This is a genomic window from Methylobacterium sp. 22177 (genome assembly GCF_052045615.1).
GTDB lineage: Bacteria > Pseudomonadota > Alphaproteobacteria > Rhizobiales > Beijerinckiaceae > Methylobacterium > Methylobacterium radiotolerans.
Genome location: NZ_JBQEPK010000062.1, coordinates 1 through 25,685 on the forward strand (window position 1 = coordinate 1; position 25,685 = coordinate 25,685).

The following is a 25,685-nucleotide window of genomic DNA, read 5'->3' on the forward strand; positions in this document are numbered from 1 at the left end:
ACGCTGAAGGTCGAAGGCCTGTACGTCAGCCTCGACCGCCAGAAGAACTCGGCCGGCGGCGTGTTCTACGGCAACCTCCTGCCCCCGAACGGCATCGCCTACCTCAACGGCGCCGCCGCCAAGACCGAGTTCGCCGTCGTCCGCGCCGGCCTGAACTACAAGTTCGGCTCGTACTGAGATCGAATGCCGGAGCCGGCCCTGCCGGCTCCGCGCAGGGGAAGGGCCCGGCCGCAAGGCCGGGCCCTTCTCGCGTTTCGGGGCCGCCGGTTCGGCCGGTCCGGGTGCGACAGGGAAGGCCGGAACCGGGCGCGCCGCCCGCGATTGAGACCGCGGCGCCCCACGGGGACCCGGACGGGGCCTTCCACGCAGGGATCGGGCGCGCGGAGCGATCAGCCATGCGAAGCCGAATCCTTCTCCTGTCGCTCGCCGCCCTCGGCCTGGCCGGCGCGCCGGCCTCCGCGCAGGACGCCAGTGTGATCGGCAAGGACACGATCCTGCCGGGCACGGGGCCGGGCACCTCGACGGACGGCAAGGGGGTGGGGCGGCTGATGGAGGCGGCGAACGCCGAGGACGCCGCCAAGCGGCAGGGACTCAAGCCCGTCAGCTTCCTGACCACGAAGATGATCGGCGTGACGGTGCGCAACGCCGCCGGCGACAGCGTCGGCAAGATCGACGATCTGCTGATCACCGACGGCGGGACGCTCAGGGCGGTGGTGATCGACGTCGGCGGCTTCCTGGGCCTCGGCAGCAAGCTCATCGCGGTCGAGCCGGGAGCCCTGGTTCTGCGGCCCGGCGGCGACCGGTTCTCGGCGGTCCTCAACATGGGCAAGGACGCGGTGGCGGCGGCCCAGCCCTTCGACCCGGCCAAGGCGATCGCGGCCCCGCGCTAGGCCGCGACCGGAGGCCGTCGCCCGACGCGGCGGGACCGCGCCGGGACTGCGTCAGATGTCGAGGTCGGCGCCCTCCGCGAAGGCCGCGCGCTCGCTGATGAAGGCGAAGCGCGCCTCGGGCTTGTTGCCCATCAGGCGCTCGACCGTGTCGCCGGTCGATTCCCGGGCCTCGTCCAGGACCGCGACGCGCAGGAGCGTGCGCTTCTTCGGGTCCATGGTGGTCTCCTTGAGCTGGGCCGGCATCATCTCGCCGAGGCCCTTGAACCGCCCGATCTCGACCTTGCCGCCCTTGAACACCGTCTTGACGATCCGCTCGCGATCCGCGTCGTCCCGGGCATAGGCCACCTTCGAGCCCTGCTGCAGCCGGTAGAGCGGCGGGATCGCGAGGTAGAGGTGGCCGCGGTCGATCAGCCTCGGCATCTGGCGGTAGAAGAACGTGATCAGCAGCGAGGCGATGTGGGCGCCGTCCACGTCGGCGTCCGTCATGATGATCACCTTCTCGTAGCGCAGGTCCGTCTCGCGGAAGGCCGTGCCGGTGCCGCAGCCGAGCGCCAGGGTCAGATCCGAGATCAGCTGGTTGGCGCCGAGCTTGTCGCGCGAGGCCGAGGCGACGTTCAGGATCTTGCCGCGCAGCGGCAGGATCGCCTGGGTCGCCCGGTCCCGGGCCTGTTTGGCGGAGCCGCCGGCCGAGTCGCCCTCGACGATGAAGATCTCCGAGCCCGCGGTGCCGGCCGCCGAGCAGTCGGCGAGCTTGCCGGGCAGGCGCAGCTTGCGGGTCGCGCTCTTGCGGGCGACCTCCTTCTCCTGGCGGCGGCGCAGGCGCTCCTCGGCCCGGTCGATCACCCAGTCGAGGAGCTTGTTGGCCTGGGCCGGGGAGGCGGCGAGCCAGTGGTCGAAGGCGTCGCGCACCGCCGTCTCGACGATGCGCTGGGCCTCCACGGTGGCGAGCTTGTCCTTGGTCTGGCCCTGGAACTCGGGCTCGCGGATGAACACCGAGAGCATCGACGCGCAGGTCGCCATGACGTCGTCGGTGGTTACCGCCGTCATGCGCTTGGCCTGGTTCACCCGCTCGGCGTGCTCGCGCAGGCCGCGCAGCAGCGCGACGCGGAGGCCCGCCTCGTGGGTGCCGCCCTCGGGGGTCGGGATGGTGTTGCAGTAGGAGTGCGAGAACCCGTCCTCGGCCACCATCCAGGCCACCGCCCATTCGAGCGACCCGTGCGAGCCCGGCTTGGTGATCTTGCCGGAGAACATCGCCTCGGTGACGAGCTCCTTGCCGTCGATGTCCCGGGCCAGATAGTCGCGCAGCCCGTCGGGGAAGCGGTGGACCGCCTCGGCCGGCACGTCCGCCAGCCCCTCGAGGAGGGCGGGAGCGCAGCGCCAGCGGATCTCGACGCCGCCGAACAGGTAGGCCTTCGAGCGCGCCATCTTGAACAGGCGGCGCGGGTCGAACTTCAGTGAGCCGAAGATCTGGGCGTCCGGGTGGAAACGGACCCGGGTGCCGCGCCGGTTCTGCACCCGGCCGACCAGCTCCAACGCGCCCTGCGCGTGACCGCGCGAGAAGGTCTGGCGGTAGAGGGTCTGGTTGCGCGCGACCTCGACCTCCAGCAGGTCGGAGAGCGCGTTCACCACCGAGATGCCGACGCCGTGCAGGCCGCCCGAGGTCTCGTAGACCTTCGAGTCGAACTTACCGCCGGCGTGCAGCGTGGTCATGATGACCTCGAGCGCCGACTTGCCGGGGAACTTCGGGTGCGGGTCGACCGGGATGCCGCGGCCGTTGTCGGTGACCACGAGGGCGCCGGATTCCTCCAGTTCCACCTCGATGAAGCTGGCATGGCCGGCGACCGCCTCGTCCATCGAGTTGTCGATCACCTCTGCGAAGAGGTGGTGCAGCGCCCGCTCGTCGGTGCCGCCGATATACATGCCGGGCCGGCGCCGGACGGGCTCCAGCCCCTCCAGCACCTCGATGTCGGAGGCGGTGTAGCCGCCCTCGGGCTCGGCGGCCGCGAGCGTCGCCACGGAGGCCGAGGCGTCCAGGCGCCGCCGCGGCTCGGGCGGACGGGCCGCCGCGCCCTTGCCGCCCGGCCCGAACAGGTCCCGCGCCGGGTCGCTCACGCGCGGCCTCCGCGCGCGCGGCGCGTCGGCCGGCTCGGAATCGCGCGGACGGGTCTTGGGACGGGTCTCGGGTCGTGGAGCATGCGCCTTCATCCCCGCATGATAGCGGAACAAAACGGAAACATCAAAGCCGTTCGCCCTGCGGCGAAGCGGTCGCATCATCGCATGCTGCGCCGCCGCGAGCGAGGGCCGCGGCCGCAACGGGACACGGTTGTGCGCGCCGGGCCGTCATCACGACGTTGCACAACGATGGGTTAAGGCTTTCTCGTGACCCGCAGGCCCGGCTTCCATAGGCGACGACCGGAACAGAACGGGACGATCGACGTTAGTGGCGGAGATAAATCTTGACCGTGGTCAGGGAGCCGCAGTCCATGAGCGACGCCGCGATCGAGGCCCGCCGCCTCACGCTGATCCGATTCGAGCACGCGGCCGGCGCCGCCTTCGGCTGCGACGACGACGCGGCCGGCGTGCCGCCCGGCCGGGCCCTGATGAACTCCACCACCCTCGCGCTGGCGACCTTCGCGACCGCGCTGGCGGCGACCATCACCTACCTGGTCTGATCCCGATCGCCGACCGCGGCGCGCGCTGAGCGGGCGGCGAGCACCCACCGACGTCCGCGCGCGCAGCGAAGCAACCGGTCGGCGCCACGCTCGGCGGCCCCGGGCTGTCCCGGATCGCCTCGCTCCGCGCGCGCGGACGGGGCGGCCGCTCCCGGCCCCCGCCCGCGAGCCCCTCAGCCCGAGCTCGATTTCTTGGTCGCCGCCTTCTTGGCCGCCGGCTTCTTCGTGGCGGTCTTCTTCGCCGCCGGCTTGTCGCCGCTCGCGGCGCGCGCCGAACTCTTCCGGGCCGCCCCCCGCTTCGCCGGCTTGCCGCCGCCCGCGGCGCGCTTGGCGTTCACCAGGGCGATCGCCTCGTCCAGCGTCAGCGCCTCGGCGCTCATCGTCTTCGGCAGCGTGGCGTTGACCTCGCCGTCGGTGACGTAGGGTCCGTACTTGCCGGCCTTGACCACGAGGTCTCGGCCGCTGGCCTCGTCCTTGCCGAGCGGCCGGCCCGGATCGGCGGCCGGGCGGCCGCGGCCGCCGCCCTGCTCCTTGGCGACGATCAGGTCGATGGCGCGGTTGGCCCCGATCTCCAGCACGTCGTCGTCCTTGCCGAGATTGGCGTAGGTCTTCCCGTGCTGCACGTAGGGCCCGAACCGGCCGAGATTGGCCAGGATCGGCTCGCCGGTCTCGGGGTGGCGCGCCACCTCGCGGGGCAGCGCGAGCAGGGCCAGCGCCTTGTTCAGATCCACGTCCGAGGGGCTCAGCCCCTTCGGCAGCGACGAGCGCTTCGGCTTCTCCGCGCCCTTCTCGGTGGAGGCCTCGCCGAGCTGGAGGAACGGCCCGAAGCGGCCGTCGCGGAGCGTCACCGGCAGGCCGGTCGCGGGATCGTCGCCCAGCACGCGCACGCCCGGCTGGCCGCCCTCGGCCGAGGAGCCGTCCCCGTCGCCGTCGATGCCCGTGGCCGAGAGCTGGCGGGTGTACTTGCACTCCGGGTAGTTCGAGCAGCCGATGAAGGCGCCGAACTTGCCGAGCTTCAGCGACAGCTGGCCCGAGCCGCAGGTCGGGCAGGTGCGCGGGTTCGAGCCGTCGCCCTTGTCGGGGAAGATGTGCGGCCCGAGAAGGCCGTTCAGCGCCTCCAGCACGTCGGCGACGCGCAGCTCCTTGGTCTCGCCGATCGCCGCGGAGAAGTCGCGCCAGAAGTCGCGCAGCACCGCCCGCCAGTCGATCTCGGCGTTGGAGACCCGGTCGAGCTGCTCCTCGAGGCCGGCGGTGAAGTCGTACTCGACGTAGCGCCGGAAGAAGCTCTCCAGGAAGCCCGTGACGAGCCGCCCCTTGTCCTCCGGCTGCAGCCGCTTCTTCTCGATCTTGACGTACTCGCGGTCCCGCAAGGTCTGGAGCACCGCGGCGTAGGTCGAGGGCCGGCCGATGCCGAGCTCCTCCATGCGCTTCACGAGGCTCGCCTCGGAGTAGCGCGGCGGCGGCTCGGTGAAGTGCTGGGTCGCGCTGATGCGCTCGCGGGTGAGGGGGTCGCCGGCCTTCATGGGCGGCAGGCGGCGGCTCTCCTCGTCCTCCTCGTCGTCCTTGCCCTCCTGGTAGAGGGTCAGGAAGCCGTCGAACTTCACCACCTGGCCGGTGGCGCGCAGGTCGATGGTCCGCGGCCCGACCTTGGCGGTGACGTCGACGGTGGTCCGCTCCAGCTCGGCCGATTCCATCTGGCTCGCCATGGTGCGGGTCCAGATCAGCTCGTAGAGCCGGGCCTGCTCGGGCTCCAGGTGGCGCGCCACCGTCTTGGGCAGGCGGCCCATGTCGGTGGGACGCACCGCCTCGTGGGCCTCCTGGGCGTTCTTGGCCTTGACGCTGTACTTGCGCGGCACGTCCGGCACGTAGCGGTCGCCGAACTCCTTGCCGATGACCCGGCGGGCGTCCTGGATCGCCTCCGGCGCCATGTCGACGCCGTCGGTCCGCATGTAGGTGATGATGCCGACCGTCTCGCCGCCGATGTCGACGCCCTCGTAGAGGCGCTGGGCGACCCGCATGGTCTGGGCCGGCGCCATGCCGAGCTTGCGCGAGGCCTCCTGCTGAAGGGTCGAGGTGGTGAAGGGCGGCTGCGGGTGGCGCTTGGCGGGCTTGGCCTCGACGCTCGCCACCTGGAAGGTCGCGAGCTCGAGGTCGCGCCTGAAGGCGGCCGCCTCGTCGCCCGTGCCGACGTCGAGGCGCTGGATGCGCTTGCCGTCGGCGCCCACGAGGCGGGCCTCGAAGGTGGCGCCGTCCGCGGTCGTCAGCGTGGCGATGAGGGTCCAGTACTCGCGCGGCTTGAACCGCTCGATCTCCATCTCGCGCTCGACGACGAGGCGGAGCGCCACGGACTGCACGCGCCCCGCCGAGCGGGCGCCCGGGAGCTTGCGCCACAGGACCGGCGAGAGGTTGAAGCCCACGAGGTAGTCGAGCGCCCGGCGCGCCAGGTAGGCGTCGACCAGCGCCTGGTCGATCTCGCGCGGCTTGCGCATCGCCTGCTCGACCGACGCCTTGGTGATGGCGTTGAAGGTCACGCGCTCGACCGGGATGCCCTTGAGCGCCTTGCGGGCGGTGAGCGCCTCCAGCACGTGCCAGGAGATCGCCTCGCCCTCGCGATCCGGGTCGGTGGCGAGGATCAGCTTGTCGGCACCCTTGACCGCCTTGGCGATCTCGGAGACCCGGCTCGCCCCGCGGTCGGCCAGTTCCCAGACCATGCGGAAATCCTGCTCGGGATCCACCGAGCCGTCCTTGGGCGGCAGGTCGCGGATGTGCCCGAAGGAGGCGATGACTTCATAGTCGCGGCCGAGATACTTATTGATCGTCTTGGCTTTGGCCGGCGACTCGACGACGACGACTTTCATTCAGACCTCTGCCCCTGACGGGGCCTGGGCGCGACGGACGAATTCTGTTCGAGATTCGCGTGGGACGTATGCCCGCCGTCGGGCCGGGGCCGCGCGCCGGGGACAAGTGGGTCACGGGCGGCGGGATGTCAAATGGCGGGGGTGACGCAAGCCTCGCCCGAGGGAGCCCGCGTAAGCCGCGCACAGGGCTTATATGAGTCGTGTGCGATGGCGATCACATACGATCCCCCGAAGCGCGGTCGAACCCTGGCGGAACGGGGACTCGATTTCGAGGACGCGGCCGTCGTGTTCGCTGGCCCCGTGTTTACGTTCGAGGATATCCGCCAGGATTACGGCGAGTGCCGTGTCGTCACCGTAGGCTTCCTGGCCGGCCGCATGACGATCATAATCCGGACTCCGCGCGGGCAGGACCGTCACGTTTTCTCGATGAGGAAGGCCAATGTCAGAGAGCAGAAGCGCTACGCACCGCTCATCCGCTGACGCCGCGATCAAGAGCGACCTGGCCAAGGTGGACGCGCACACGATCACGCCGGAGGAGTACGACGAGATTCCCGAGCTGACGGACGCGATGCTCGCGCGCGCCGATTTCTATGTCGGCGATCGCTTCGTGCCGCGTGGGCCGACCGGCAGGTCGGACGAGATGGTCGCGATCCACCTCCTGCCGGAGATCGTCGCGCATTTCCGTGCCCAGGGCCCGGGTTGGCAGGCTCGCATCAACGCCGCGCTGATGGAGGCGATCGAGCGCGAGCGCGCGGCGAAGTCTCGCTGAGCGCTCAGATCCCCGCGTACCATTCGTAGCCGCGATCCTCCCAGTAGCCGCCGCTGCCCTGGCCGATCCCGGCGAGCGATTCCACCATCTCGACCCGCATCACGTACTTGGCCTGCTTGTAGCCGAGCTGGCGCTCGACCCGCAGGCGGAGCGGCGCGCCGTTCGAGACCGGCAGCGGCTTGCCGTTGAGGTCGTAGGCCAGGATCGTCTGCGGGTTGACGGCGTCGTAGAGGTCGATGCTCTCGTAGTAGCGGATCGGAATCCCGGCCGGCTCGGGCTCCGGGGCCGGGCTGCCCTGGCCCCAATCGTCCTTGGGGGCGTCGGTGCCGGTGGCCGGGCCGCCCCAGTCGTCGGCGGCGGCGAGCTGAATATAGGCCGCGCGCACCGCGCCCGGATGGGTCGGGCGCCAGAGGGACGCTCCCTGATCGCGCCCCTTGCCGCCGCCCTTGGGACCGGCCTCGAACTCCAGCGTGTCGGCGCAGTGGAACACCGCGAAGCGCGCCTGCGGCTTCAGCCCGGCCTTCTTCAGCACCTCGGCGAGCGGCACGCCGCTCCACTGCCCGATGCAGCTCCAGCCCTCCACGCAATCGTGACGGGTGATCTGGGTGCGCGCGGGCAGGGCGCGCAGGTCCGCGAGGCTCAGCGACAGCGGGGTCTGGACCAGCCCGTCCACCGTCAGCCTGAAGTCCAAGAACTTCTGCGCCGCCAGCGCCCGGTAGGCGCGGTCCGGCGGGTCGATGGTGCCGTTCGGCTTGAACCAGGGCGAGATCATCGAGGCCGGAAATTCCCGGGCCAGGGTCGCGGGCGACATCAGCAGGCGCTGGACGTACTGGTTCGCGTCCTCGCCGACCTGGAGGGTGCGCCGCCCCGTCTCGCTCCCGGCGAACCGGTCGCAGCCGCCGAGGAGGGCGGTGCCCATCAGGCCCGCGCCCGCGGTGAGGAGCTTGCGGCGGTGGAGGATCATCGGGCGGGCTCCTTCTCGGGACGGCCGAGGCTGAACCAGCCGGTGATCATGCCGCGCATGTTGTTGACGAGCCCGGACACGATCACGAGCAGCACGTGGACCACCACGAACAGCACGATCAGCCCGGCGGCGATGAAGTGGACGCTGCGCGCCGATTGCCGGCCGCCGAACAGCTCGGTGAGCCAGGGCCACGCGGCGTCCATCCCGGGCGACATGGCGAGGCCGGCGAGCACCATCGCGGGCAGCAGGCCGAGCACGAGGACGAGGTAGGTCAGCTTCTGGATGACGTTGTAGCGCTTGGCCTCGGTGCCCTCGGGGAAGCGCAGGAGCAGGTGCTCCTTCACCGAGCCGCCGAAGTCGCGGATCTGGTCGCCGTCCGGGATCAGGCGCCGGCGGAGCTGGCCGCTGAACAGGCCGTAGAGGAGGTAGACCGCGCCGTTGATCACGAGGAGCCACGCGAACAGGAAGTGCCAGCGCCGTCCCGTGGCGAGGTCCTGGTTGGCCGGCAGCGTCGCCCAGGACGGGAAGGCGCGCTCCACCTCGGTGCCGTACTCCTTCGACAGGCCGAGCACGCCGGTGGTGTCGAGGGTGTGGGAACCGACCGTCACGACGCCGCGGGCCGTGCCGTCGCGGCCCTGCTCGCTGGTGATGGCGAGCGCCGGAGTGTCGAAGGTCGAGGTCGCGCCCCAGTAGAGCGCCGGATGCGCGTTGAAGATCTGCAGGCCGCTCATAAGCAGCACCAGCAGGACGGCGGCGTTGATCCAGTGGGCCAGCCGGATAACCAGCGGGTGGCGGTAGAACCAGCGGCGCCCCTGCCGGTCGACGGTCTCGGGGGCTTCGAGGGCAGGGGAGGCGGCCAAGCTTCACGGTCCCGGACAAGCATCGCGAGGCCGGGAATCGTCTGGAACCCGACCGTTCGGGCGAATACGTGGCGCAGGGGCGTCCGGTTACCATCCGCCGGAAAAAAGGCCGCAGCCGCCCCTTAAGCCTCCCCTCGGGACACGGCTGCGCCCGTGGGGGCGCGCGGTCGATGGCGGAGCGCGAGCGTTCCTTCCCCTTGCGGGAGAGGGACCCGCGCTTCCGCCCGCCGCCGGTCGAGCCTGCCGGGGCCTCACAACCCTGTCACCCGCCTGTCACCCGCAGCCCTTCCGGGACGGAGCAGACGCCGCGGATAGAACCGAGATGTCCGCGACACAGCCTTGCCCGCCGGGCGCGCCGCACCTACACCCGGGCCTCATCATGACGACGCCTCCGACCCCGGCCTTCCCGCACCGGCACCTCCTCGGCATCGAGGGCCTGACCCGGCCCGATATCGAGGTGCTGCTCGACGCCGCCGAATCCGCCGTCGACATCTCGCGGCAGGTGGAGAAGAAGCGCACGACCCTGCGGGGCCGCACGCAGATCAACCTGTTCTTCGAGCCCTCGACCCGGACGCAATCGTCCTTCGAGCTCGCCGGCAAGCGGCTCGGCGCCGACGTCATGAACATGTCGGTGGCCTCGTCCTCGGTGAAGAAGGGCGAGACCCTGATCGACACCGCCGCGACGCTCAACGCCATGCGGCCCGACATCATCGTGGTCCGCCACGAATCGGCCGGCGCGGTGCACCTGCTCGCCCGCAAGGTCGACTGCGCGGTGGTCAATGCCGGCGACGGCGCCCACGAGCACCCGACCCAGGCGCTCCTCGACGCGCTCACCATCCGTCGCAACAAGGGCCGGATCGAGGGGCTGCAGGTGGCGATCTGCGGCGACGTCCTGCACTCGCGGGTGGCGCGCTCCAACATCATCCTGCTGCAGGCGATGGGCGCGCGGGTCCGCCTGATCGCGCCCTCGACGCTGCTGCCCGCCGGCATCGAGCGCTTCGGCGTCGAGACCTTCACCGACATGCGCAGGGGCCTCGTCGGCTGCGACATCGTGATGATGCTGCGCCTCCAGCGGGAGCGCATGAACGGCTCGTTCGTGCCCTCGGTGAAGGAGTATTTCCGGTACTTCGGCCTCGACGGCGAGAAGCTGGCGCTCGCCAAGCCCGACGCCCTGGTGATGCATCCGGGCCCGATGAACCGCGGCGTCGAGATCTCCTCCGAGATCGCCGACGGCGCGCAGTCGCTGATCCGCGAGCAGGTCGAGATGGGCGTGGCCGTCCGCATGGCCGTGCTGGAGGCGCTGGCGCGGCACCTGCCGAACGGGTGAGGCCGCGACAACGGGTGAACCCCGGACAAAGCCGGGCGGCCTTCACCCGCCCCGCTTGCCCGCGGGGCGGCCGTAGCGCAGTTTCCTGCCGAAATCCGGCCCTGATCCGTATAAGGGGCCGTCGTAACATGCAGATCGCTTCATGACCGCCTACACGCTCGCCGACCTCGCCGCCCTCGTGGCGAGCCGCGCCGGGACCGATCCGGCCACCTCCTACACGGCCAAGCTCCTGTCCGAGGGACCCGCCAAGGCGGCCAAGAAGCTCGGCGAGGAGGCGGTGGAGGCGGCGATCGCGGCCGTGCAGGGCGACAAGACCGGGCTGCGGAACGAGGCCGCCGACGTGCTCTACCACCTCGTCGTGCTGCTCCGGGCCGGCGGCGTCGAGCTCGACGCCGTCATGGCCGAGCTGGAGCGCCGCACAGCCCAGAGCGGCATCGCCGAGAAGGCCGCGAGGCGCCCCGCGTGAACGCGGCCGCGCTGCCGGGCTCGGTCGAGGCGATCCTCGAAGCGTCGGACCGGCTCTCGCCGTATCGCCGCTTCAGCCGCGAGGAATGGGCGCAGCTCCGCGCCGACACGCCGCTGACCCTCAAGCAGGAGGATCTCGAGCGGCTGCAATCGATCAACGACCCGATCTCGCTGGAGGAGGTGGAGGCGATCTACCTGCCGCTGTCCCGCCTGCTCGCCCTCTACGTCGCGGCGACGCAGGGGCTGTTCAAGGCGACGCAGCGCTTCCTGCTGGCCGAGCGCGAGACCAAGGCGCCCTACATCATCGGGCTCGCCGGCTCGGTGGCGGTGGGCAAGTCGACGACCGCCCGCATCCTGACCGCCCTGCTGGCGCGCTGGCCCAACACCCCGAAGGTCGACCTCGTCACCACCGACGGGTTCCTGCTGCCCAACGCCGAACTCGCCGCCAACGGGCTGATGGAGCGGAAGGGTTTCCCGGAGAGCTACGACACCGCCGCGCTGCTGCGCTTCCTCCACGACGTGAAGGCCGGCCACAAGCGCGTGACCGCGCCGCTCTACTCGCACCTCGTCTACGACCGGGTGCCCGGTGAGGAGCGGGTGGTGGAGAGCCCCGACATCCTGATCGTCGAGGGCCTGAACGTGCTCCAGCCGGCGCGGCTGCCGCGGGACGGGACCGCGATCCCGTTCGTGTCCGACTTCTTCGACTTCTCGATCTATCTCGACGGCCACGAGGACGACCTGCACCGCTGGTACGTCACGCGCTTCATGAAGCTGCGCCAGACGGCGTTCCGCGATCCGCGCTCCTACTTCCGGAAATACGCCGGGATCCCCGAGACCGAGGCGCTCGACATCGCCGACCGGCTCTGGACGACCATCAACCTGCCGAACCTGCGCGAGAACATCGTCCCGACGCGCCAGCGGGCGAGCCTGATCCTCACCAAGGGCGCGAGCCACCGGATCGAGAGCGTGGCTTTGCGGCGGCTGTAGGCCGGTTCGGGGCTCCAGACCGCACCCTCCTTCGAGGCCTCCGCTCCGGCACCTCAGGATGAGGGCGCGGGTGGGAGCAGCCCGCTCACGCGAACGGAAATTCCGCCTCCGCCACATACGGCCCGCCCCCGGTCGAGTCCCGCGCCGAGAACAGCGTCACCCGGTCCGACGTGTAAGTCAGCGGCGCGAAGACCGGCGCCTGCGACAGGTACATCGCGGTCGCCTCCGGCGTGGCGTCGCGCCGCAGCCGGGCCAGGGTCACGTGCGGGGTGAATTTCCGCCGTTCCGGCTCGACCCCGGCGCGGCGCACGAGCCGCTCCTGCTCGGCCTGCAGATCCATCAGCCCCGCCTCCGGCACCACCGACGCGTAGAGCGCGCGGGGCCTGTCGCCGCCGAAGATGCCGAGTCCGTCGAGCGTCACCGTCAGGGCCGGGCGCGCCCGCATCTCCGACAGGGCCTCGACGACGTCGTCGGCCACGGTCGCCTCCACGTCGCAGAGGAAGCGCAGGGTGACGTGGAAGTCGCCCGGCTCGATCCAGCGGGCGCCGGGCAAGCCGCCCTGGTAGACCTTGAGCGCCTCGGCGATCTCCGCCGGCACGGCGAGCCCGGTGAACAGGCGCGGCATCAGCGCACCGGCTGCTGGCGGATTCGGTCCAGGAACGCCTCGACCGTGGGCGCCATGCGGGCCGCGATGGTCTCCACGCCCTGCCGGTTCGGGTGGATCATGTCGTCGAGGTGCTGCGCCCGGTCGCCGATGATGCCGTCGAGGAAGAACGGGTAGAGGGTCAGGCCGTAACGCTCGGCGAGCGCCGGGTAGATCGCGTCGAACCGCGCCTTGTAGTCGGGCCCGAGATTGGGCGCGGCCTGCATGCCGGCGAGCAGGACCGGGATGCCCCGCGCCTTCAGCCGCTCGATGATCGCCGCCAGCGCGCCCTCGGTGACCTTCGGGTCGGTGCCGCGCAGCATGTCGTTGGCGCCGAGCTCGAGGATCACGCCGGTGGTCCCGTCCGGGACCGACCAGTCGACCCGATCGAGGCCGCCCGTGGCGGTGTCGCCGGAGACGCCGGCGTTGGCCACCGTCACGTCCTGGCCCCTGGCCTTGAGCAGGCGCTCCAGCACGGTGGGGAAAGCGGCGTCGGCGGGGAGGCGGTAGCCGGCGGTCAGGCTGTCGCCGAGGGCGACGAGCTTGATCGGGCCGCCCGGGGCAGCCCGCGAAACTGTCATGAAAGGGACCATCAGGAGCGCTAGCGCTGCGGCATACAGGGCCGTGCGCCGGAACACACCGCGCCCGTCATGGCGTGGCCCCAATGCGGGACCCATATCGCGGTGCACCCGCGGCCGGTACAGCCAGGATCGACCCCACGTGAGGACCTCGCGCGCCATGCTCGTCATCGCCCACAGATCGGCTCACCGGTGAGCCAAGGCAAGGTGCTGCGCGAGCCCGCGATCGCGCTGTCGAACATCGACCTCAGCCTCGGCCGAGGCGCCGCCCGCGTCCACGTCCTGCGCGGCATCTCGCTGACCGTCGACCGGGGCGAGGCGGTCGGCCTCGTCGGCCCGTCCGGCTCCGGCAAGTCGACGCTGCTGATGGTCATGGCCGGGCTGGAGCGGCCGGATTCCGGCGGCGTCGTCATTGAGGACACCGACCTCGTCCGGCTCGACGAGGACGCCCTCGCCCGGTTCCGCGGCCGGCGGATCGGCATCGTGTTCCAGGCCTTCCACCTCGTGCCGACCATGACGGCGCTGGAGAACGTGGCGCTACCGCTGGAACTCGCCGACCGGCCCGGCGCCCTGGAGCGCGCCCGCGCCGAGCTGGAGGCGGTCGGCCTCGGCCACCGGCTGCACCATTACCCGGCGCAGCTCTCGGGCGGCGAGCAGCAGCGCGTCGCCATCGCCCGGGCAGTCGCCCCGGACCCGGCGATCCTGGTGGCCGACGAGCCCACCGGCAACCTCGACGAGGCCACCGGCCGTCAGATCGTCGACCTGCTGTTCCGGCTGAAGCGGGACCGCGGCGCGACGCTGGTGCTGGTCACCCACGACAACGGCCTCGCCCGCCTGTGCGACCGCACCGTGCGCCTGCGCTCGGGACGGATCGAGGAGGCGGTGGCGGCCTGATGCACGGCACGATCGCCCGCCCCGACCCCGCGCCCCGCCGGATCCCGCTGACCCTGCGCCTCGCGCTGCGCGAGTTGCGGGCCGGGCTCAACGGCTTCGCGGTGTTCCTCGCCTGCATCGCGCTGGGCGTCATGGCCATCGCGGGGGTGGCCTCGATCTCGCGCTCGCTCTCGGACGGGCTCGGCCGGGAGGGCCGGCGCATCCTCGGCGGCGACCTCGCCTTCAACCTCATCAACCGCGAGGCGACCGACGCGGAGAAGCAGGCCCTCGCGCGGGAGGGCCGCCTCGACGTGGTCGCCTCCCTGCGAGCCATGGCGGTGGCGCCGGGCGGCGACGCGGCCCTGGTCGAGCTGAAGGCCGTCGACCCCGCCACCTACCCGGCCGCGGGCGACCTCGCGACCGACCCGCCGGGCCGCCTCGCCGACCTGCTGGCGGAGCGCGACGGGGTGCCGGGGGCGCTCGCCGACCCGGCGCTGCTCACCCGCCTCGACGTCAAGGTCGGCGACCGGATCGCGCTCGCCGGGCACGCCGTGGCGATCCGCGGCACCATCGTGTCCGAGCCCGACAAGATCGCCGGCGGCATCGGCTTCGGGCCGCGGCTGATGGTCTCCGAACCGACGCTCCGCGCCACCGGCCTCGTCCAGCCCGGCAGCCTCAACCGCTGGAGCTACCGCCTCATCCTGCCGCCCGGCACGCCGGACGCCGATCTCGACGCCGCGCAGGCCCGGATCCGCGCCGCGACCCCGGAGGCCGGCTGGGAGATCCGCTCGCGGACCAACGCCGACCCGCGCTTCGCCAAGAGCATCGAGCGCTTCACGCAGTTCCTGACCCTGGTGGGGCTGACCGCGCTGATCGTCGGCGGCGTCGGGGTCGGCAACGCCGTCCACGCCTTCGTGGAGCGCAAACGGCCCTCGATCGCGACCCTCAAGAGCGTCGGCGCGCCGGGCTCGCAGGTGGTCGCCCTCTACCTGACGCAGGTGATGCTCATCGCCGGCCTCGGCACCCTGATCGGCCTCGTCATCGGCGCGAGCCTGCCCTTCCTGCTCGACGCCCTGTTCGCCGCCGACCTGCCGCTGCCGCTGAACCCGACGCTCGCCCCGGGCGAGCTCGCGCTCGCCGCCGCCTACGGGCTGATCACCGCCTTCGCCTTCGCGATCACGCCGCTCGGCCGCGCCCACGACGTGCCGGTCTCCGGCCTGTTCCGCGACACGGTCGACCCGGCGCGCGTCAGCCCGCGCTGGCGCTACCGGATCTGGCTCGCCGCCAGCCTCGCGGCCCTGGTCGGCCTGTCGGTGGCGACCGCCTTCGACCGGCGCGTGGCGCTGATCTTCATCGCGGCCGCGGCCATCGCGTTCGGGCTGCTCCATCTGGTGGCGCTCGGGCTGATGGCGCTCGCCCGCCGCATGCCGCACCCGCGCTGGCCGGCGCCCCGGATGGCGCTCGCCAACCTCCACCGGCCCGGCGCGCTGACGCCGGCCATCGTGCTGTCGCTCGGCCTCGGCGTGACGCTCCTCGTGACGCTCAGCCTGATCGACGCCAACGTCCGCCGCACGATCAGCGCGACCCTGCCGGCGCGGGCGCCCAATCTCTTCTTCCTGGATATCCCCTCGCGGGACGCCGCCCAGTTCCGGGAGTTCCTGGCCCGCGCGGCCCCCAGCGGGAAGATCGAGGACGTGCCGATGATGCGCGGCCGGATCGTCGCCCTGAACGGCGTGCCGGCGAGCAAGATCCGGCCCCCGGAGGACGCCGCCTGGGTGCTCGACGGCGACCGGGGCATCACCTACGCCGACACGGTGCCGGACGGCTCCAGCCTCACCGAGGGCGCGTGGTGGAGCGCCGAGCAGGGCGCGAAGCCTCTGGTCTCCTTCGAGGCCGACCTCGCCCGCCAGCTCGGGCTGAAGCTCGGCGACACCGTGACGGTCAACGTGCTCGGCCGCGACCTCACCGCGACGATCTTCAACCTGCGCCGGGTGGAGTGGCGCAACCTCGGCATCAACTTCGTGATGGTGTTCTCGCCGGGCACCTTCCGCGGCGCGCCGCACTCGGACCTCGCCACGCTGACGCTGCCCGGCGGCACCGACGCGGCCGCCGAGAACCGCGTCCTGCGCGACGTCGCGAAGACCTTCCCGTCGGTGAGCGCCGTCCGGGTCAAAGATGCCCTCGACGCCATCGGCGACCTCGTCGGCCGGCTGGTCCTGGCGATCCGCGGGGCGAGCGCGGTGGCGGTCCTGGCGAGCCTGTTCGTGCTGGCGGGCGCCATCGCGGCCGGGCACCGGGCGCGGCTCTACGACGCCGTCGTGCTCAAGGTGCTGGGCGCGAGCCGGGCGCGGCTGCTCACCGCCTACGCCCTCGAATACGCCGCGCTGGGGCTCGCCACGGCCCTGTTCGGCCTGCTGGCCGGGTCGCTCGCCGGCTGGGTGATCGTCGCCAAGGTCATGCACCTCGACTTCCGCCTCGACCTCTCGGGCGCGCTGGTCGCGGCCGTGGCCGCCGTGGCGCTGGCGATCCTCCTCGGGCTCGCCGGCACGTGGCGGATCCTGGGGCAGAAGCCCGCGCCGTATCTCCGGCAGATCTGACGCGCGCCGGCGCGCGCGGGTCCGGCCTCGGTGCCGGACCCGAGGATCACCGCCGCGCGTCCGGAGCGTCGGCGCCGCGCGGAGCGCCGGCACGTCGCGACAGGCCTCGCCGTCCAGCCGCAGGCCGGTCTTGCGGGCGCCGCAGCCGCTCCGTATCCGGCGAAGGCCGCGATCGGGGCCGCGATCGGGGCCGCGATCGGGGCCGCGATCGGGGCCGCGATCGGGGCCGCGGAGCGCGATGGAGCGCGATGAACCGCGCCTCGTCCGTGTGCGCGGGACGCGGGCCCTCGATCGTCGCGGCGGACAGCGCCCGGTCGACGGCGGCCCGGTCGACGGCGGTCCGGCCGGGAGTCGGTGCCCTCGGTCCGCAGGGGAGGGGCGTTCCGCCGTCGGGCGCGGCCCTCACGGATCGTCGCGCTCGGCGGTGCGCGCGCAGTCCTCCGCCGATTCGGGGCCGACCAGGGCGAGGACCGCCTCGCCGAAACGCCTGCGCGCGCCCGGGTCGAGGCGGCGCAGGTGGGCCCCGACCAGCGTCAGCAGCCGCTCCGTCTCCCGCTCGACCGTCAGCCGGTCCGCAGGTCCGCGGCGCTCGGACTCGTAGAACGCCTCGACCGGCAAATCGAGGGACTGCGCAATCCTGTTCAGCGCGCGCGCGGCGGAGGATTCCGTCTTCCTGTCGGCAATCGTGCGGAGAAATTCGAGCCCGTTCTCATCCATGGCGGTCCCTCGAATCACTCGCGACGGAGGATAATTTCCCAACCGTGACAAGGGGTGCCCCGCTGAAGGAATATTCGCAAGTGAACTCTTTGTCATTCTGCAGCAAGATCGGTACGGAGCTGGACATTCGAGCTTCGGCCGGTCAGGGGGGGGCGCCCAGAATGCGCATCAACGTCATCGACGGCACCGCGGAGAACGCCGACCGTCTCCGCGCGGCCCTCGACGCCTCGTGCGTCGTCGGAGCCTGGGAGTGGGACCACGTCCGCGGCGTGGTCGTCTACGACGCGGGCGCGGCCCGGCTGCTGACCGGCAATCCCGGCCTCGCCGACCGTCCGATCAACGGACCGATGGCCCTGGCCGCGGTGCACCCCGAGGACATGACGTGGCTGATGGACCACATGCTCCGGGCCGTCTGGTCCAGCGGTCTGGTCCTGGCCGAGTACCGCGTGTTCACGGCGGACGGCTCCGTGCGCTGGCTCCTGAGCCGCGGGCGGACCCACCGGAACGGGGACGGCCAGCCGCAGCGCTCGCACGGCATCCTGATGGACATCACGGAGATCCGCGACGGCGGCGACCGCTACGTGGTCGGCAAGCCCGTAACGGGCGGAGACCCGCTGGAGCGGGCGGCCGCCCTCGCCGTCGCGCTCAAGGAGACGCTCACCGACGACATGCCCGCCGAGGTGCGGGCCGCCGCAGACCTGATGCTGCTGGGTCTGGGCCGCACCCTCGCCCGCCGGATGACGCGCTGAGCCGCCCCTCCGGAAAAGCCAGCCTCCGCCAGACTCCGCCAGATTCCGCGCGCCGGAGACCGGTTCTCGGCGGCCGCGGGTCGCCCGCGCAGGCTCGAACCCGCCGCGCCGCGGCGGTCCGCACCGGAGAAATCGGCACGCGCGCGGGCGCACGTGGCATAAGGAAGCCGTTAAGACTTCGCGCAGGGGCGTCGAAACGCCTGGATGGCGGCAACCGTCAGTCGAATAATCCGGCGACGGAGCGGAATGCATTTTAATCCCGGCCCGGATGGACAAAAATACATCAACCGGACACGGAAAAGCGGTCCCGGAACCGTGGCCGGGGACTTGTGTCGCGGCGGCGGGCGCAACATATTCCACAGCGAGGCGCCAGCCTGGCGCCAGAGGTCCTGCGTGGGCCTCGCCCGAACACCACGCTGAGAGAGCCTCCGCAAGGAAACTCCCATGGCATTCGAGAACAGCCCCTTCCGGTACGGCGCCCAGCAGCCGACCGGCTACGCCGGCACCCAGGTCGAGGTCGACCAGGGCCTGCGCACCTTCATGCTCGGCGTCTACAACAACATGGTCGTCGGGCTTGGCATCTCGGGTCTCGTCGCGCTCGGCCTGAACATGGCCTCCGTGGCGGCCTACCAGGGCACCCGCCCGATCCTGACCCCGTTCGGTCAGACTCTCTACCTCAGCCCGCTGAAGTGGGTCCTGATGCTCGCCCCGCTGGCGTTCATCTTCGTCTTCTCCATGCGGATGGACCGGATGTCGGCATCCTCCGCGCGGACGATGTTCTGGGCCTTCGCGGCGGTGATGGGCGCCTCTCTGTCCTCGCTTCTCCTGGTGTTCACCGGGGGCAGCGTGGTGCAGGTGTTCTTCATCACGGCGGCGGCCTTCGGCTCGCTCAGCCTCTGGGGCTACACCACCCGGCGCAGCCTCTCCGGCATGGGCTCGTTCCTGATGATGGGCCTGATCGGCATCATCCTCGCGTCGCTGGTGAACATCTTCTTCGCCTCGTCGGCCCTCCAGTTCGCCATCTCGGTGCTGGGCGTGCTGATCTTCGCGGGGCTGACCGCCTACGACACCCAGAAGCTCAAGGAGATGTATCTCTACGGCGGCTTCGACGGCGAGATGGCGGCCAAGATGTCGGTGAACGGCGCCCTGACGCTCTATCTCGACTTCATCAACATGTTCCAGTTCCTGCTGAGCCTGATCGGCGACCGCCGCTGAGCCAGCCCGAACGGCGAGACGAGGAGACCCCGGCGGGCGACCGCCGGGGTCTCTTTTTGCCTGGCCCCCGCGCGCGGACGCGCTAGGCTCGGGCCATGCCCGCGATCTCCGGACTCTCCGCCTTCCCGATCACCCCGAGCGACGCCGACGGCCGCGTCGACGCCGGCGCGCTGCGCCGGCTGCTGGAGCCCCTGGCGGCCGCCGGGGTCGACTCGATCGGCCTGCTCGGCAGCACCGGGACCTACGCGTATCTGAGCCGGGAGGAGCGGCGCCGGGCGGTGACGATCGCCGCCGAGACCGTGGGCGGACGGGTGCCGCTCCTCGTCGGCATCGGCGCCCTGCGCACCGACGAGGCCGTCCGCCTCGCGCAGGACGCGCGGGCGGCCGGCGCGGATGCCGGGCTCCTCGCCCCCGTCTCCTACACGCCGCTCACCGAGGCCGAGGTCGAGGCGCATTTCGCCGCCGTGGCGGAGGCGGGCGGCCTGCCCCTCGTCCTCTACGACAACCCCGCGACCACGCATTTCCGCTTCACGCCGGCGCTGATCGGCCGGATCGCCCGCCGCCCCGGGATCGTGGCCGCCAAGTGCGCGGCGCCGGAGCCGGCGCAGGCCGCGTCCGGCGTCGCGGCTCTGCGGCAGGCCGTCCCGGCGGGGTTCCCCGTCGGCTTCAGCGGCGACTGGAACGTGACCGAGGCGCTGATCGCCGGCGGCGCGGCGTGGTTCAGCGTGGCGGGCGGGCTGTTCCCCCGGACCTGCCTGGCGATCGTCCGGGCCGTCGCGGCGGGCGAGGCGGAGCGGGCCCGCGCCCTCGACGCGGAGCTGGCCCCCCTCTGGACGCTGTTCCGAACGCATTCGAGCCTGCGGGTGGTCTACGCCCTGGCCGATCTCATGGGCCTGTGCCGCGCCGAGCCGCCGCGGCCGATCCGGCCCCTCGCGCCGGAGGCGGTGGCCGAGATCGCCGCGACGGTCCGGAGCCTGTCCCTGGCCTGAGCGGCCGCGTCGCGCCGGACGTTCCGGGCCCGCGCGTCACCCGGAGCCTGCCTGCGCGCGCGGTCAGACCGCCGTCGGCGCCGGCTCCAGCACGGCGAGCACCCGGGCGAGTTCGGTGCCGCGCTTCAGGATCTGGCCGCTCGCGGCGACGACCGCGTAGGCCCCCTGGCGACGGGCGAGCCGGGGATCCTTCTCGATCCGGTACAGCGGCATCTCGGAGGAGCGGCGGTAGATCGAGAACACCGCCTTGTCCCGGCGGAAATCGAGGGCGTAGTCGCGCCACTCGCCCGCGGCGACCTGCCGGCCGTAGAGATTGAAGATCGTGCGGAGCTCGTCCCGGTTGAAGGCGATCTGCGGAGGGGCCGCGCGGGCGGGGAAGGGAATGACATGGCCCGCCGCTTCGTCGGGCCTCGACCCGGCGCTCGTCCTCTCGGTCATCACGGCTCCCGTGCATCGATGCTTTGCCGGATGATGGGCCTCGCCGCCGCGGCCCGCAAGGGTCGCGGCCGGGGCGGCGGCAGACGTGTCCCGCGAGACACGCCCAAGCGACAAAAAACACGGTTTGGCCCGATTCACGCCTTTTGCAGGCCGCGTTGCAGCGCGACAACAGGCATCGAACCTCGCCGGGTTCTGCCCGGTCGGCGACCGACACCCAGCTCCCCAGCCATCGGTCGCCGCTCGGGATCCCAGGATCCGGCACTCCGAGGTTTCGAGACCCAAGACTTCAGGCCGCCCCTCGGGCGGCCTTTTTTCTGTTTCCCGTCGGGCCGGAGTTGCGGCTATGCCAGCCGCACCATGGGCCCGCCCGCCTTCGACGCCGCCTTCCTGCACGACCTCGACGCGCTGTTCGCGTGGCGCCGCGACGTGCGCCGCTTCCGGACGGATCCGGTCGACGAGGAGGCCCTGCGCGCCTGCCTCGCGGCGGCCCACCACGCCCCCTCGGTCGGCAACAGCCGGCCCTGGCGCTTCGTGCGCGTCGCGGATCCGGGACGGCGCCGGGCGGTCGCGGAGAACTTCGCCGGCTGCAACGCCGCCGCGGCCGCCGGCTACGCGGCGGACCGGGCCGCGCAGTACCGCGGGCTGAAGCTCGCCGGCCTGCGGGAGGCGCCGGTCCACCTGGCCGCCTTCTGCGACGCGGCCACCGAGACCGGCCTCGGCCTCGGCCGGGCCAGCATGCCCGAGACCCTGGCCTACTCGGTGGTGGGGGCGGTGCAGTGCTTCTGGCTCGCCGCCCGGGCCCGCGGCCTCGGCGTCGGCTGGGTCTCGATCCTGGAGCCGGAGGCGGTCACGGGGATCCTGGCCGTGCCGGAGACGTGGCGGCTCGTGGCCTATCTCTGCGTCGGGTACCCGGTGGAGGAGCATCTCGATCCGGAGCTGGAGCGCCACGGCTGGCAACCGGAGGACCGGCGCGGCAGCGAGCTCCACGAGCGCTGAGACGCGCTCGGGCGCGCTCCGGGACCCGCAGGGCGGCCCGGCTGCCCGGCAACCGCCCGTACACCCTGGATCGTGGTTGCTCTTTTACCGTGGCCCGCGGATCCGCAGTATGACGCCGCATCAACCATAGCTTTTCTCGGAACGGTAAGCTCGGCCGGGGATTACTTGCCCGCGTCAAGTCTAGCTTTGCGAGGATCGCGGTGATGTCGGGTCGGGTGGCGGCTCTATTCGGTTTGGCCGGCGCGATGCTGGCCGGTTGTTTCCAGGCTGCGCAGGCGCGCGAGATCGTCCCCTTCGCGAACGGCGTCGCGCCGGGCTCGGTGGTGATCAGCGTGTCGCAGCGCAAGCTCTACCTGGTGAACGGCGACGGCACGGCGATCCGCTATCCCGTGGCGGTGGGCCGTCCCGGCAAGCAGTGGTTCGGCATCAAGCCGATCGACGGCAAGTACGTCGCCCCCGCCTGGTCGCCCCCCGCGGAGGTGAAGCGCGACAACCCGCGCCTGCCGAACCTCATCGCGGGCGGCTCGCCGCACAATCCCATGGGGGCGGCGGCGATGACGCTCGCGGGCGGCGAGTACGCGATCCACGGCACCAACCGGCCGAGCTCGGTGGGCACCTACGCGTCCTACGGCTGCATCCGGATGTACAACCAGGACGTGGTCGACCTCTACGCGCGGGTCGATGTCGGCACGCAGGTCTACATGACCCACTGAGGCGGGCGGGGCTCACGCGGCCGGCGGGGCGGTCGCCTCGACGGCCGTGAAGGTCTCCAGGATCCGGTAGGTGTGCGCGGCGCCGGCCGGCACGCAGTAGGAGTCGCCCGGCGCGAGCGCCACGGTCTCGCCCTCCAGCACGAGCTCGGCCCGGCCGCTGACGACGTAGCCGACCGTCTCGTGCGCCGAGGTGGTCATCGGCTTGTCGGCGTTGGGCTCCTCGGCCCGCCACATGCGCATGCCGAGCCGCTCGCCGCGGGCGAGGGGGATCTCGCCGTGCGGTCCCGCGACCGCGCTTCGGGCCGATACTGTCGTCGCCATCTTGGCCTCCCTCGGGTGAACCTGCCCAACGGGGCCCGGCGCCCGACGTTCCGCGCCCGACAGCGCGACACGTTCGGCAAGCCCCGCGCCGGGGCGCCGCTTGACGGCCCGCGCCGCGCCCCGACAGGATGACGCACCGGTCCGAGAGGCGCCCGACAGAGGCGCGGGCCGGCACGGCGCCCGCGGGCCCGCCCGGGTCCGGCGCGTCGGCGGACGACCCGGATCGGGAGGGACGCGCCATGCAGATCAAGGCGGCGATCGACAGGATTCCCGGCGGCCTGATGCTGGTGCCGCTCCTGCTCGGAGCCCTGTGCAAGACCTTCGCGCCGGGCGCCCCGGCCTATTTCAAGGGCTTCACGCAGGGGATCATGACCGGCGTGATCCCGATCCTGGCGGTCTGGTTCTTCTGCATGGGCGCCTCGGTCAGCCTCAAGGCGACCGGCACGGTGCTGCGCAAGTCCGGCACGCTGGTGGCGACCAAGCTCGTGGCTGCCTGGGCGATCGTGCTGGTGGCCGGGCTGTTCATCCCGCCCGAGGGGATCCGGACCGGCTTCTTCGCCGGCCTGTCGATCCTGGCGATCGTCTGCGCGATGGATATGACCAATGGCGGCCTCTACGCCTCGCTGATGCAGACCTACGGCAGCCGCGAGGAGGCCGGCGCCTTCATCCTGACCTCGATCGAGTCCGGCCCGCTGATGAGCATGATCATCCTGGGGGCCTCCGGGGCGGCGCATTTCGAGCCGCAGATCTTCGTGGGCGCGGTGCTGCCCTTCCTCGTCGGCTTCGCCCTCGGCAACCTCGACCCGAAGCTCCGCGCCCTGTTCGCCCCGGGCGGCCAGCTGATGATCCCGTTCTTCGCCTTCGCGCTCGGGAACACGGTCGACCTCAACAACCTGCTCTCGCCGCTCGCGGGGCTCGGCATCGTGCTGGCGCTGGCGGTGATCGTCCTGACCGGCATCCCGCTGATCCTGGCCGACCGGGCGATCGGGGGCGGGACCGGCACGGCGGGGCTGGCGGCCTCCTCGACGGCCGGGGCCGCCGCCGCCAACCCGCTGGCGATCGCCGCCGTCGCCCCGCAATTCGCCCCGTCGGCGCAGACCGCCACCGTGCTGGTGACGATCTGCATCATCGTCACCTCGATCCTCGTGCCGATCCTGACCGGGCTCTGGTACCGGCGGTTCGGGGCGGGCGTCGCGGAGGCCCGGGCCGAGGACGAGGCCGGCGCGCCGCTGGCGGTCCCGGCCGAGTAGGCATCCCGCGACAGGTCCCTCAGAAGTCGACCGCGAGGCCCTTCACCTCCCAGTCGTCGTAGCGGACCGGCTCCAGGCCGCCGCGCCCCTGGCGCTCGGGCTTGGCGCCGATCTCGGCGGCCCGGGCGTCGATCGCCGCGCGGCGCTCGGCGGCCTCGGCCAGGGCGCGCTGGGCCGCCGGGCTGAGGATACGGGGCGGCGCGGCGCCGTCTCCGGCCTCCTCGGTCGGGTTCTGTCGGTGCGGGTCTCGTGCGGTCGGCTCTTGCATCGCGCTCGCTCGGGTGTGAGGGCGTGGGTCCGGAAGACGTCGGATCTGGAGCAGAAGTGGCATCGCGGGACACAGGCCGCAACACGCGGAACGCAGCGGCACCGGGCGGAACCGGTCCGGACATCGCGGGACTGGCTGCGCGCCGCGCGGCGATGCAGGCGGTCGCGTCCCTGATCGGCCAGGAGCGCCCCCCCGCCCTCGACGACGCCCTCGCCCAGGCGATCCGCGCCGAGGCGCTGGCGCCGGCCGATGCCGGGCTGGCGCGGGCCATCGCGGTGGCGACCTTCCGCCGCTACGGGCTGATCCGGGCAGCCCTGGCCGCGCGGCTCGAGCGCGGGCTCCCCGCGGCCAAGCCGCAGCTCACGGCCCTGCTCGCCACCGCGACCGCCCAGATCCTCGACCTCGCGGTCCCAGACCACGCCGCCGTCGACCTCGCCGTGCGGCTCGCCAAGGCGGATACCCGCACGGCCCATCTCGCCGGGCTCGTCAACGCCGTCCTGCGCCGGGTCGCCCGCGAGCGGGACGCGATCCTGGCCGCGGACGCCGACGCCCTGGCGGTCAACACCCCGGACTGGCTCGCCCGCCGATGGGTCGCGGCCTACGGGCCCGAGCGCGCGGCCGCGATCGCCCGCGCCCATCTCGCGGGGGCCGCCATCGACCTGACCCCGCGGGGCGACGCCGGCGACTGGGCCGCGCGGCTCGGCGCCGCGACCCTGCCGACCGGCTCCCTGCGCCTGCCGGAGAACGGCCCGGCCATCCCCGACCTGCCGGGCTTCCAGGAGGGGGCGTGGTGGGTCCAGGACGCCGCCGCGGCGCTGCCGGCCCGCCTCCTGGGCCCCCGGGAAGGCACCCGCGTCCTCGACCTCTGCGCGGCGCCCGGTGGCAAGACCCTGCAGCTCGCCGCCACCGGCGCCCGGGTCACCGCGGTCGACCGGTCCGCGCCGCGGCTGGAGCGCCTGCGCGAGAACGTCGCGCGGCTCGGCTTCGCCGTCGACGTCGTGGTCGCCGACGCCCTCGCCCTGGAGCCGCAGGACCACGACGCGGTGCTGCTCGACGCGCCGTGCTCGGCCACCGGGACGATCCGGCGCCATCCCGACGTCGCCTGGACCAAGGCGGAAGCCGATATCGGCCGGCTCGCCGCGCTCCAGGCCAGGCTCCTCGACCACGCGGCCGCGCTGGTGCGGCCGGGCGGCCTCCTCGTCTACTGCACCTGCTCGCTGGAGCCGGAGGAGGGCGAGGCGCAGGTGGCGGCCTTCCTGGCCCGCGAGCCCGGCTACGCGCGCGTCCCGGTCCGGCCCGACGAGGTCGGCGGCGCCGCGGCGCTGATCGACGACTGCGGCGACCTGCGGACCCTGCCGTGCCACCTGCCGGAGATCCCCGGCGCCCGCGGCGGCCTCGACGGCTTCTTCGCGAGCCGCCTCCGGCGGGCGGACTGACCGGGGGCGGACCGGGGGTCGCACCCGAGCCCGGAACCCAGACCCGCACCGTGCCCCCTCTCCCGTGCGGGAGAGGGCTGGGGTGAGGGACAAGACGTTTCCGGATCGGG

At 72.4% G+C, this 25,685-nt stretch carries 26 protein-coding genes and 1 pseudogene; 17 read left to right on the forward strand and 10 right to left on the reverse strand.

Going from position 1 to position 25,685, the window contains the following annotated elements; translation table 11 throughout:
* Both ACTJK8_RS29535 and ACTJK8_RS29540 read left to right on the forward strand, forming a co-directional pair.
* Positions 1 to 177 (forward strand): annotated as a pseudogene (locus tag ACTJK8_RS29535) (porin family protein); the annotation flags it as partial.
* Positions 178 to 395: 218 nt separating this feature from the next.
* Positions 396 to 890, forward strand: coding sequence for a PRC-barrel domain-containing protein (locus ACTJK8_RS29540; RefSeq protein ID WP_012318004.1), 495 nt, complete (start codon positions 396 to 398; stop codon positions 888 to 890).
* 51 nt (positions 891 to 941) lie between these two features.
* Here the strand turns inward: ACTJK8_RS29540 and parE are convergent, their stop codons facing one another.
* Positions 942 to 3,002: a DNA topoisomerase IV subunit B gene (gene parE / locus ACTJK8_RS29545; protein ID WP_059410009.1), complete on the reverse strand. Its 2,061-nt coding sequence runs from the start codon at positions 3,000 to 3,002 to the stop codon at positions 942 to 944.
* A 371-nt stretch (positions 3,003 to 3,373) separates the two neighbouring features.
* Here parE and ACTJK8_RS29550 point away from each other — a divergent pair, with 371 nt between their 5' ends.
* Positions 3,374 to 3,562: a hypothetical protein gene (locus ACTJK8_RS29550; RefSeq protein ID WP_012318006.1), complete on the forward strand. Its 189-nt coding sequence runs from the start codon at positions 3,374 to 3,376 to the stop codon at positions 3,560 to 3,562.
* Between the two features lie 173 nt (positions 3,563 to 3,735).
* Here ACTJK8_RS29550 and topA read toward each other — a convergent pair whose 3' ends face one another.
* Entirely contained in the window at positions 3,736 to 6,420 is a 2,685-nt protein-coding gene (gene topA / locus ACTJK8_RS29555) for a type I DNA topoisomerase (protein ID WP_024830849.1), read from the reverse strand.
* Positions 6,421 to 6,627: 207 nt separating this feature from the next.
* Between topA and ACTJK8_RS29560 the strand changes: the two genes are divergently transcribed.
* On the forward strand, positions 6,628 to 6,900 hold the full coding sequence (locus tag ACTJK8_RS29560) for a BrnT family toxin (RefSeq protein WP_127991423.1): 273 nt from the start codon (positions 6,628 to 6,630) through the stop codon (positions 6,898 to 6,900).
* Positions 6,901 to 6,928: 28 nt separating this feature from the next.
* Positions 6,929 to 7,189, forward strand: coding sequence for a BrnA antitoxin family protein (locus ACTJK8_RS29565; RefSeq protein WP_024830847.1), 261 nt, complete (start codon positions 6,929 to 6,931; stop codon positions 7,187 to 7,189).
* A 4-nt stretch (positions 7,190 to 7,193) separates the two neighbouring features.
* On the opposite strand, the gene ACTJK8_RS29570 is transcribed toward ACTJK8_RS29565, so the two are convergent.
* Together ACTJK8_RS29570 and ACTJK8_RS29575 are read right to left on the reverse strand one after the other, a co-directional pair.
* Entirely contained in the window at positions 7,194 to 8,153 is a 960-nt protein-coding gene (locus ACTJK8_RS29570) for a molybdopterin-dependent oxidoreductase (RefSeq protein WP_440763003.1), read from the reverse strand.
* Complete coding sequence (locus ACTJK8_RS29575) at positions 8,150 to 9,013, reverse strand: cytochrome b/b6 domain-containing protein (protein WP_012318011.1); 864 nt, start codon at positions 9,011 to 9,013, stop codon at positions 8,150 to 8,152. The genes ACTJK8_RS29570 and ACTJK8_RS29575 overlap by 4 nt, the downstream gene beginning before the upstream one ends.
* Before the next feature lie 379 nt (positions 9,014 to 9,392).
* Between ACTJK8_RS29575 and ACTJK8_RS29580 the strand changes: the two genes are divergently transcribed.
* The 3 genes from ACTJK8_RS29580 to coaA all read left to right on the forward strand — a co-directional run bounded on the left by ACTJK8_RS29580 (position 9,393) and on the right by coaA (position 11,792).
* Positions 9,393 to 10,340, forward strand: a complete 948-nt coding sequence (locus ACTJK8_RS29580) for an aspartate carbamoyltransferase catalytic subunit (protein WP_024830844.1) — start codon at positions 9,393 to 9,395, stop codon at positions 10,338 to 10,340.
* 142 nt (positions 10,341 to 10,482) lie between these two features.
* Positions 10,483 to 10,806, forward strand: a complete 324-nt coding sequence (locus tag ACTJK8_RS29585) for a phosphoribosyl-ATP diphosphatase (protein WP_024830843.1) — start codon at positions 10,483 to 10,485, stop codon at positions 10,804 to 10,806.
* Entirely contained in the window at positions 10,803 to 11,792 is a 990-nt protein-coding gene (gene coaA / locus ACTJK8_RS29590) for a type I pantothenate kinase (protein WP_012318014.1), read from the forward strand. The genes ACTJK8_RS29585 and coaA overlap by 4 nt, the downstream gene beginning before the upstream one ends.
* A gap of 85 nt (positions 11,793 to 11,877) precedes the next feature.
* On the opposite strand, the gene thpR is transcribed toward coaA, so the two are convergent.
* Together thpR and ACTJK8_RS29600 are read right to left on the reverse strand one after the other, a co-directional pair.
* A complete protein-coding gene (gene thpR, locus ACTJK8_RS29595) occupies positions 11,878 to 12,417 on the reverse strand; it encodes an RNA 2',3'-cyclic phosphodiesterase (protein WP_440763004.1) in 540 nt (179 codons plus the stop codon).
* Complete coding sequence (locus ACTJK8_RS29600; protein ID WP_373866337.1) at positions 12,417 to 13,028, reverse strand: arylesterase; 612 nt, start codon at positions 13,026 to 13,028, stop codon at positions 12,417 to 12,419. The genes thpR and ACTJK8_RS29600 overlap by 1 nt, the downstream gene beginning before the upstream one ends.
* Positions 13,029 to 13,205: 177 nt before the next feature.
* Here ACTJK8_RS29600 and ACTJK8_RS29605 point away from each other — a divergent pair, with 177 nt between their 5' ends.
* Positions 13,206 to 13,907 (forward strand): ABC transporter ATP-binding protein, encoded by a 702-nt coding sequence (locus ACTJK8_RS29605; RefSeq protein ID WP_245337818.1) that lies wholly within the window; start codon positions 13,206 to 13,208, stop codon positions 13,905 to 13,907.
* On the forward strand, positions 13,907 to 16,483 hold the full coding sequence (locus ACTJK8_RS29610) for an ABC transporter permease (protein ID WP_012318018.1): 2,577 nt from the start codon (positions 13,907 to 13,909) through the stop codon (positions 16,481 to 16,483). The genes ACTJK8_RS29605 and ACTJK8_RS29610 overlap by 1 nt, the downstream gene beginning before the upstream one ends.
* A 402-nt stretch (positions 16,484 to 16,885) precedes the next feature.
* Here the strand turns inward: ACTJK8_RS29610 and ACTJK8_RS29615 are convergent, their stop codons facing one another.
* Positions 16,886 to 17,200 carry a hypothetical protein gene (locus tag ACTJK8_RS29615; RefSeq protein WP_012318019.1) on the reverse strand — a complete coding sequence of 105 codons (315 nt, stop codon included), beginning with the start codon at positions 17,198 to 17,200 and terminating at the stop codon, positions 16,886 to 16,888.
* A gap of 161 nt (positions 17,201 to 17,361) precedes the next feature.
* Between ACTJK8_RS29615 and ACTJK8_RS29620 the strand changes: the two genes are divergently transcribed.
* From ACTJK8_RS29620 to ACTJK8_RS29630, 3 genes are all read left to right on the forward strand, one after another.
* Positions 17,362 to 17,949 (forward strand): PAS domain-containing protein, encoded by a 588-nt coding sequence (locus tag ACTJK8_RS29620; protein ID WP_012318020.1) that lies wholly within the window; start codon positions 17,362 to 17,364, stop codon positions 17,947 to 17,949.
* A 444-nt stretch (positions 17,950 to 18,393) separates the two neighbouring features.
* On the forward strand, positions 18,394 to 19,164 hold the full coding sequence (locus tag ACTJK8_RS29625) for a Bax inhibitor-1/YccA family protein (protein ID WP_012318021.1): 771 nt from the start codon (positions 18,394 to 18,396) through the stop codon (positions 19,162 to 19,164).
* Positions 19,165 to 19,259: 95 nt separating this feature from the next.
* Entirely contained in the window at positions 19,260 to 20,153 is an 894-nt protein-coding gene (locus tag ACTJK8_RS29630) for a dihydrodipicolinate synthase family protein (protein WP_440763005.1), read from the forward strand.
* Positions 20,154 to 20,216: 63 nt separating this feature from the next.
* Here the strand turns inward: ACTJK8_RS29630 and ACTJK8_RS29635 are convergent, their stop codons facing one another.
* The gene (locus ACTJK8_RS29635; protein ID WP_012318023.1) at positions 20,217 to 20,591 is read right to left on the reverse strand and encodes a DUF2794 domain-containing protein; all 375 of its coding nucleotides are present in this window, start codon (positions 20,589 to 20,591) and stop codon (positions 20,217 to 20,219) included.
* 357 nt (positions 20,592 to 20,948) lie between these two features.
* Here ACTJK8_RS29635 and bluB point away from each other — a divergent pair, with 357 nt between their 5' ends.
* Entirely contained in the window at positions 20,949 to 21,587 is a 639-nt protein-coding gene (bluB, locus tag ACTJK8_RS29640) for a 5,6-dimethylbenzimidazole synthase (protein WP_012318024.1), read from the forward strand.
* 203 nt (positions 21,588 to 21,790) lie between these two features.
* Positions 21,791 to 22,300, forward strand: a complete 510-nt coding sequence (locus ACTJK8_RS29645; RefSeq protein WP_012318025.1) for a L,D-transpeptidase — start codon at positions 21,791 to 21,793, stop codon at positions 22,298 to 22,300.
* A gap of 12 nt (positions 22,301 to 22,312) precedes the next feature.
* On the opposite strand, the gene ACTJK8_RS29650 is transcribed toward ACTJK8_RS29645, so the two are convergent.
* On the reverse strand, positions 22,313 to 22,621 hold the full coding sequence (locus ACTJK8_RS29650) for a cupin domain-containing protein (RefSeq protein ID WP_012318026.1): 309 nt from the start codon (positions 22,619 to 22,621) through the stop codon (positions 22,313 to 22,315).
* A gap of 239 nt (positions 22,622 to 22,860) precedes the next feature.
* Between ACTJK8_RS29650 and ACTJK8_RS29655 the strand changes: the two genes are divergently transcribed.
* Complete coding sequence (locus tag ACTJK8_RS29655) at positions 22,861 to 23,871, forward strand: 2-keto-3-deoxygluconate permease (protein ID WP_024830833.1); 1,011 nt, start codon at positions 22,861 to 22,863, stop codon at positions 23,869 to 23,871.
* 19 nt (positions 23,872 to 23,890) lie between these two features.
* On the opposite strand, the gene ACTJK8_RS29660 is transcribed toward ACTJK8_RS29655, so the two are convergent.
* Positions 23,891 to 24,139, reverse strand: a complete 249-nt coding sequence (locus ACTJK8_RS29660; RefSeq protein WP_245364346.1) for a DUF1674 domain-containing protein — start codon at positions 24,137 to 24,139, stop codon at positions 23,891 to 23,893.
* A gap of 56 nt (positions 24,140 to 24,195) precedes the next feature.
* Between ACTJK8_RS29660 and ACTJK8_RS29665 the strand changes: the two genes are divergently transcribed.
* Positions 24,196 to 25,575 carry an RsmB/NOP family class I SAM-dependent RNA methyltransferase gene (locus tag ACTJK8_RS29665; protein WP_083461108.1) on the forward strand — a complete coding sequence of 460 codons (1,380 nt, stop codon included), beginning with the start codon at positions 24,196 to 24,198 and terminating at the stop codon, positions 25,573 to 25,575.
* Positions 25,576 to 25,685 lie beyond the last annotated feature (110 nt).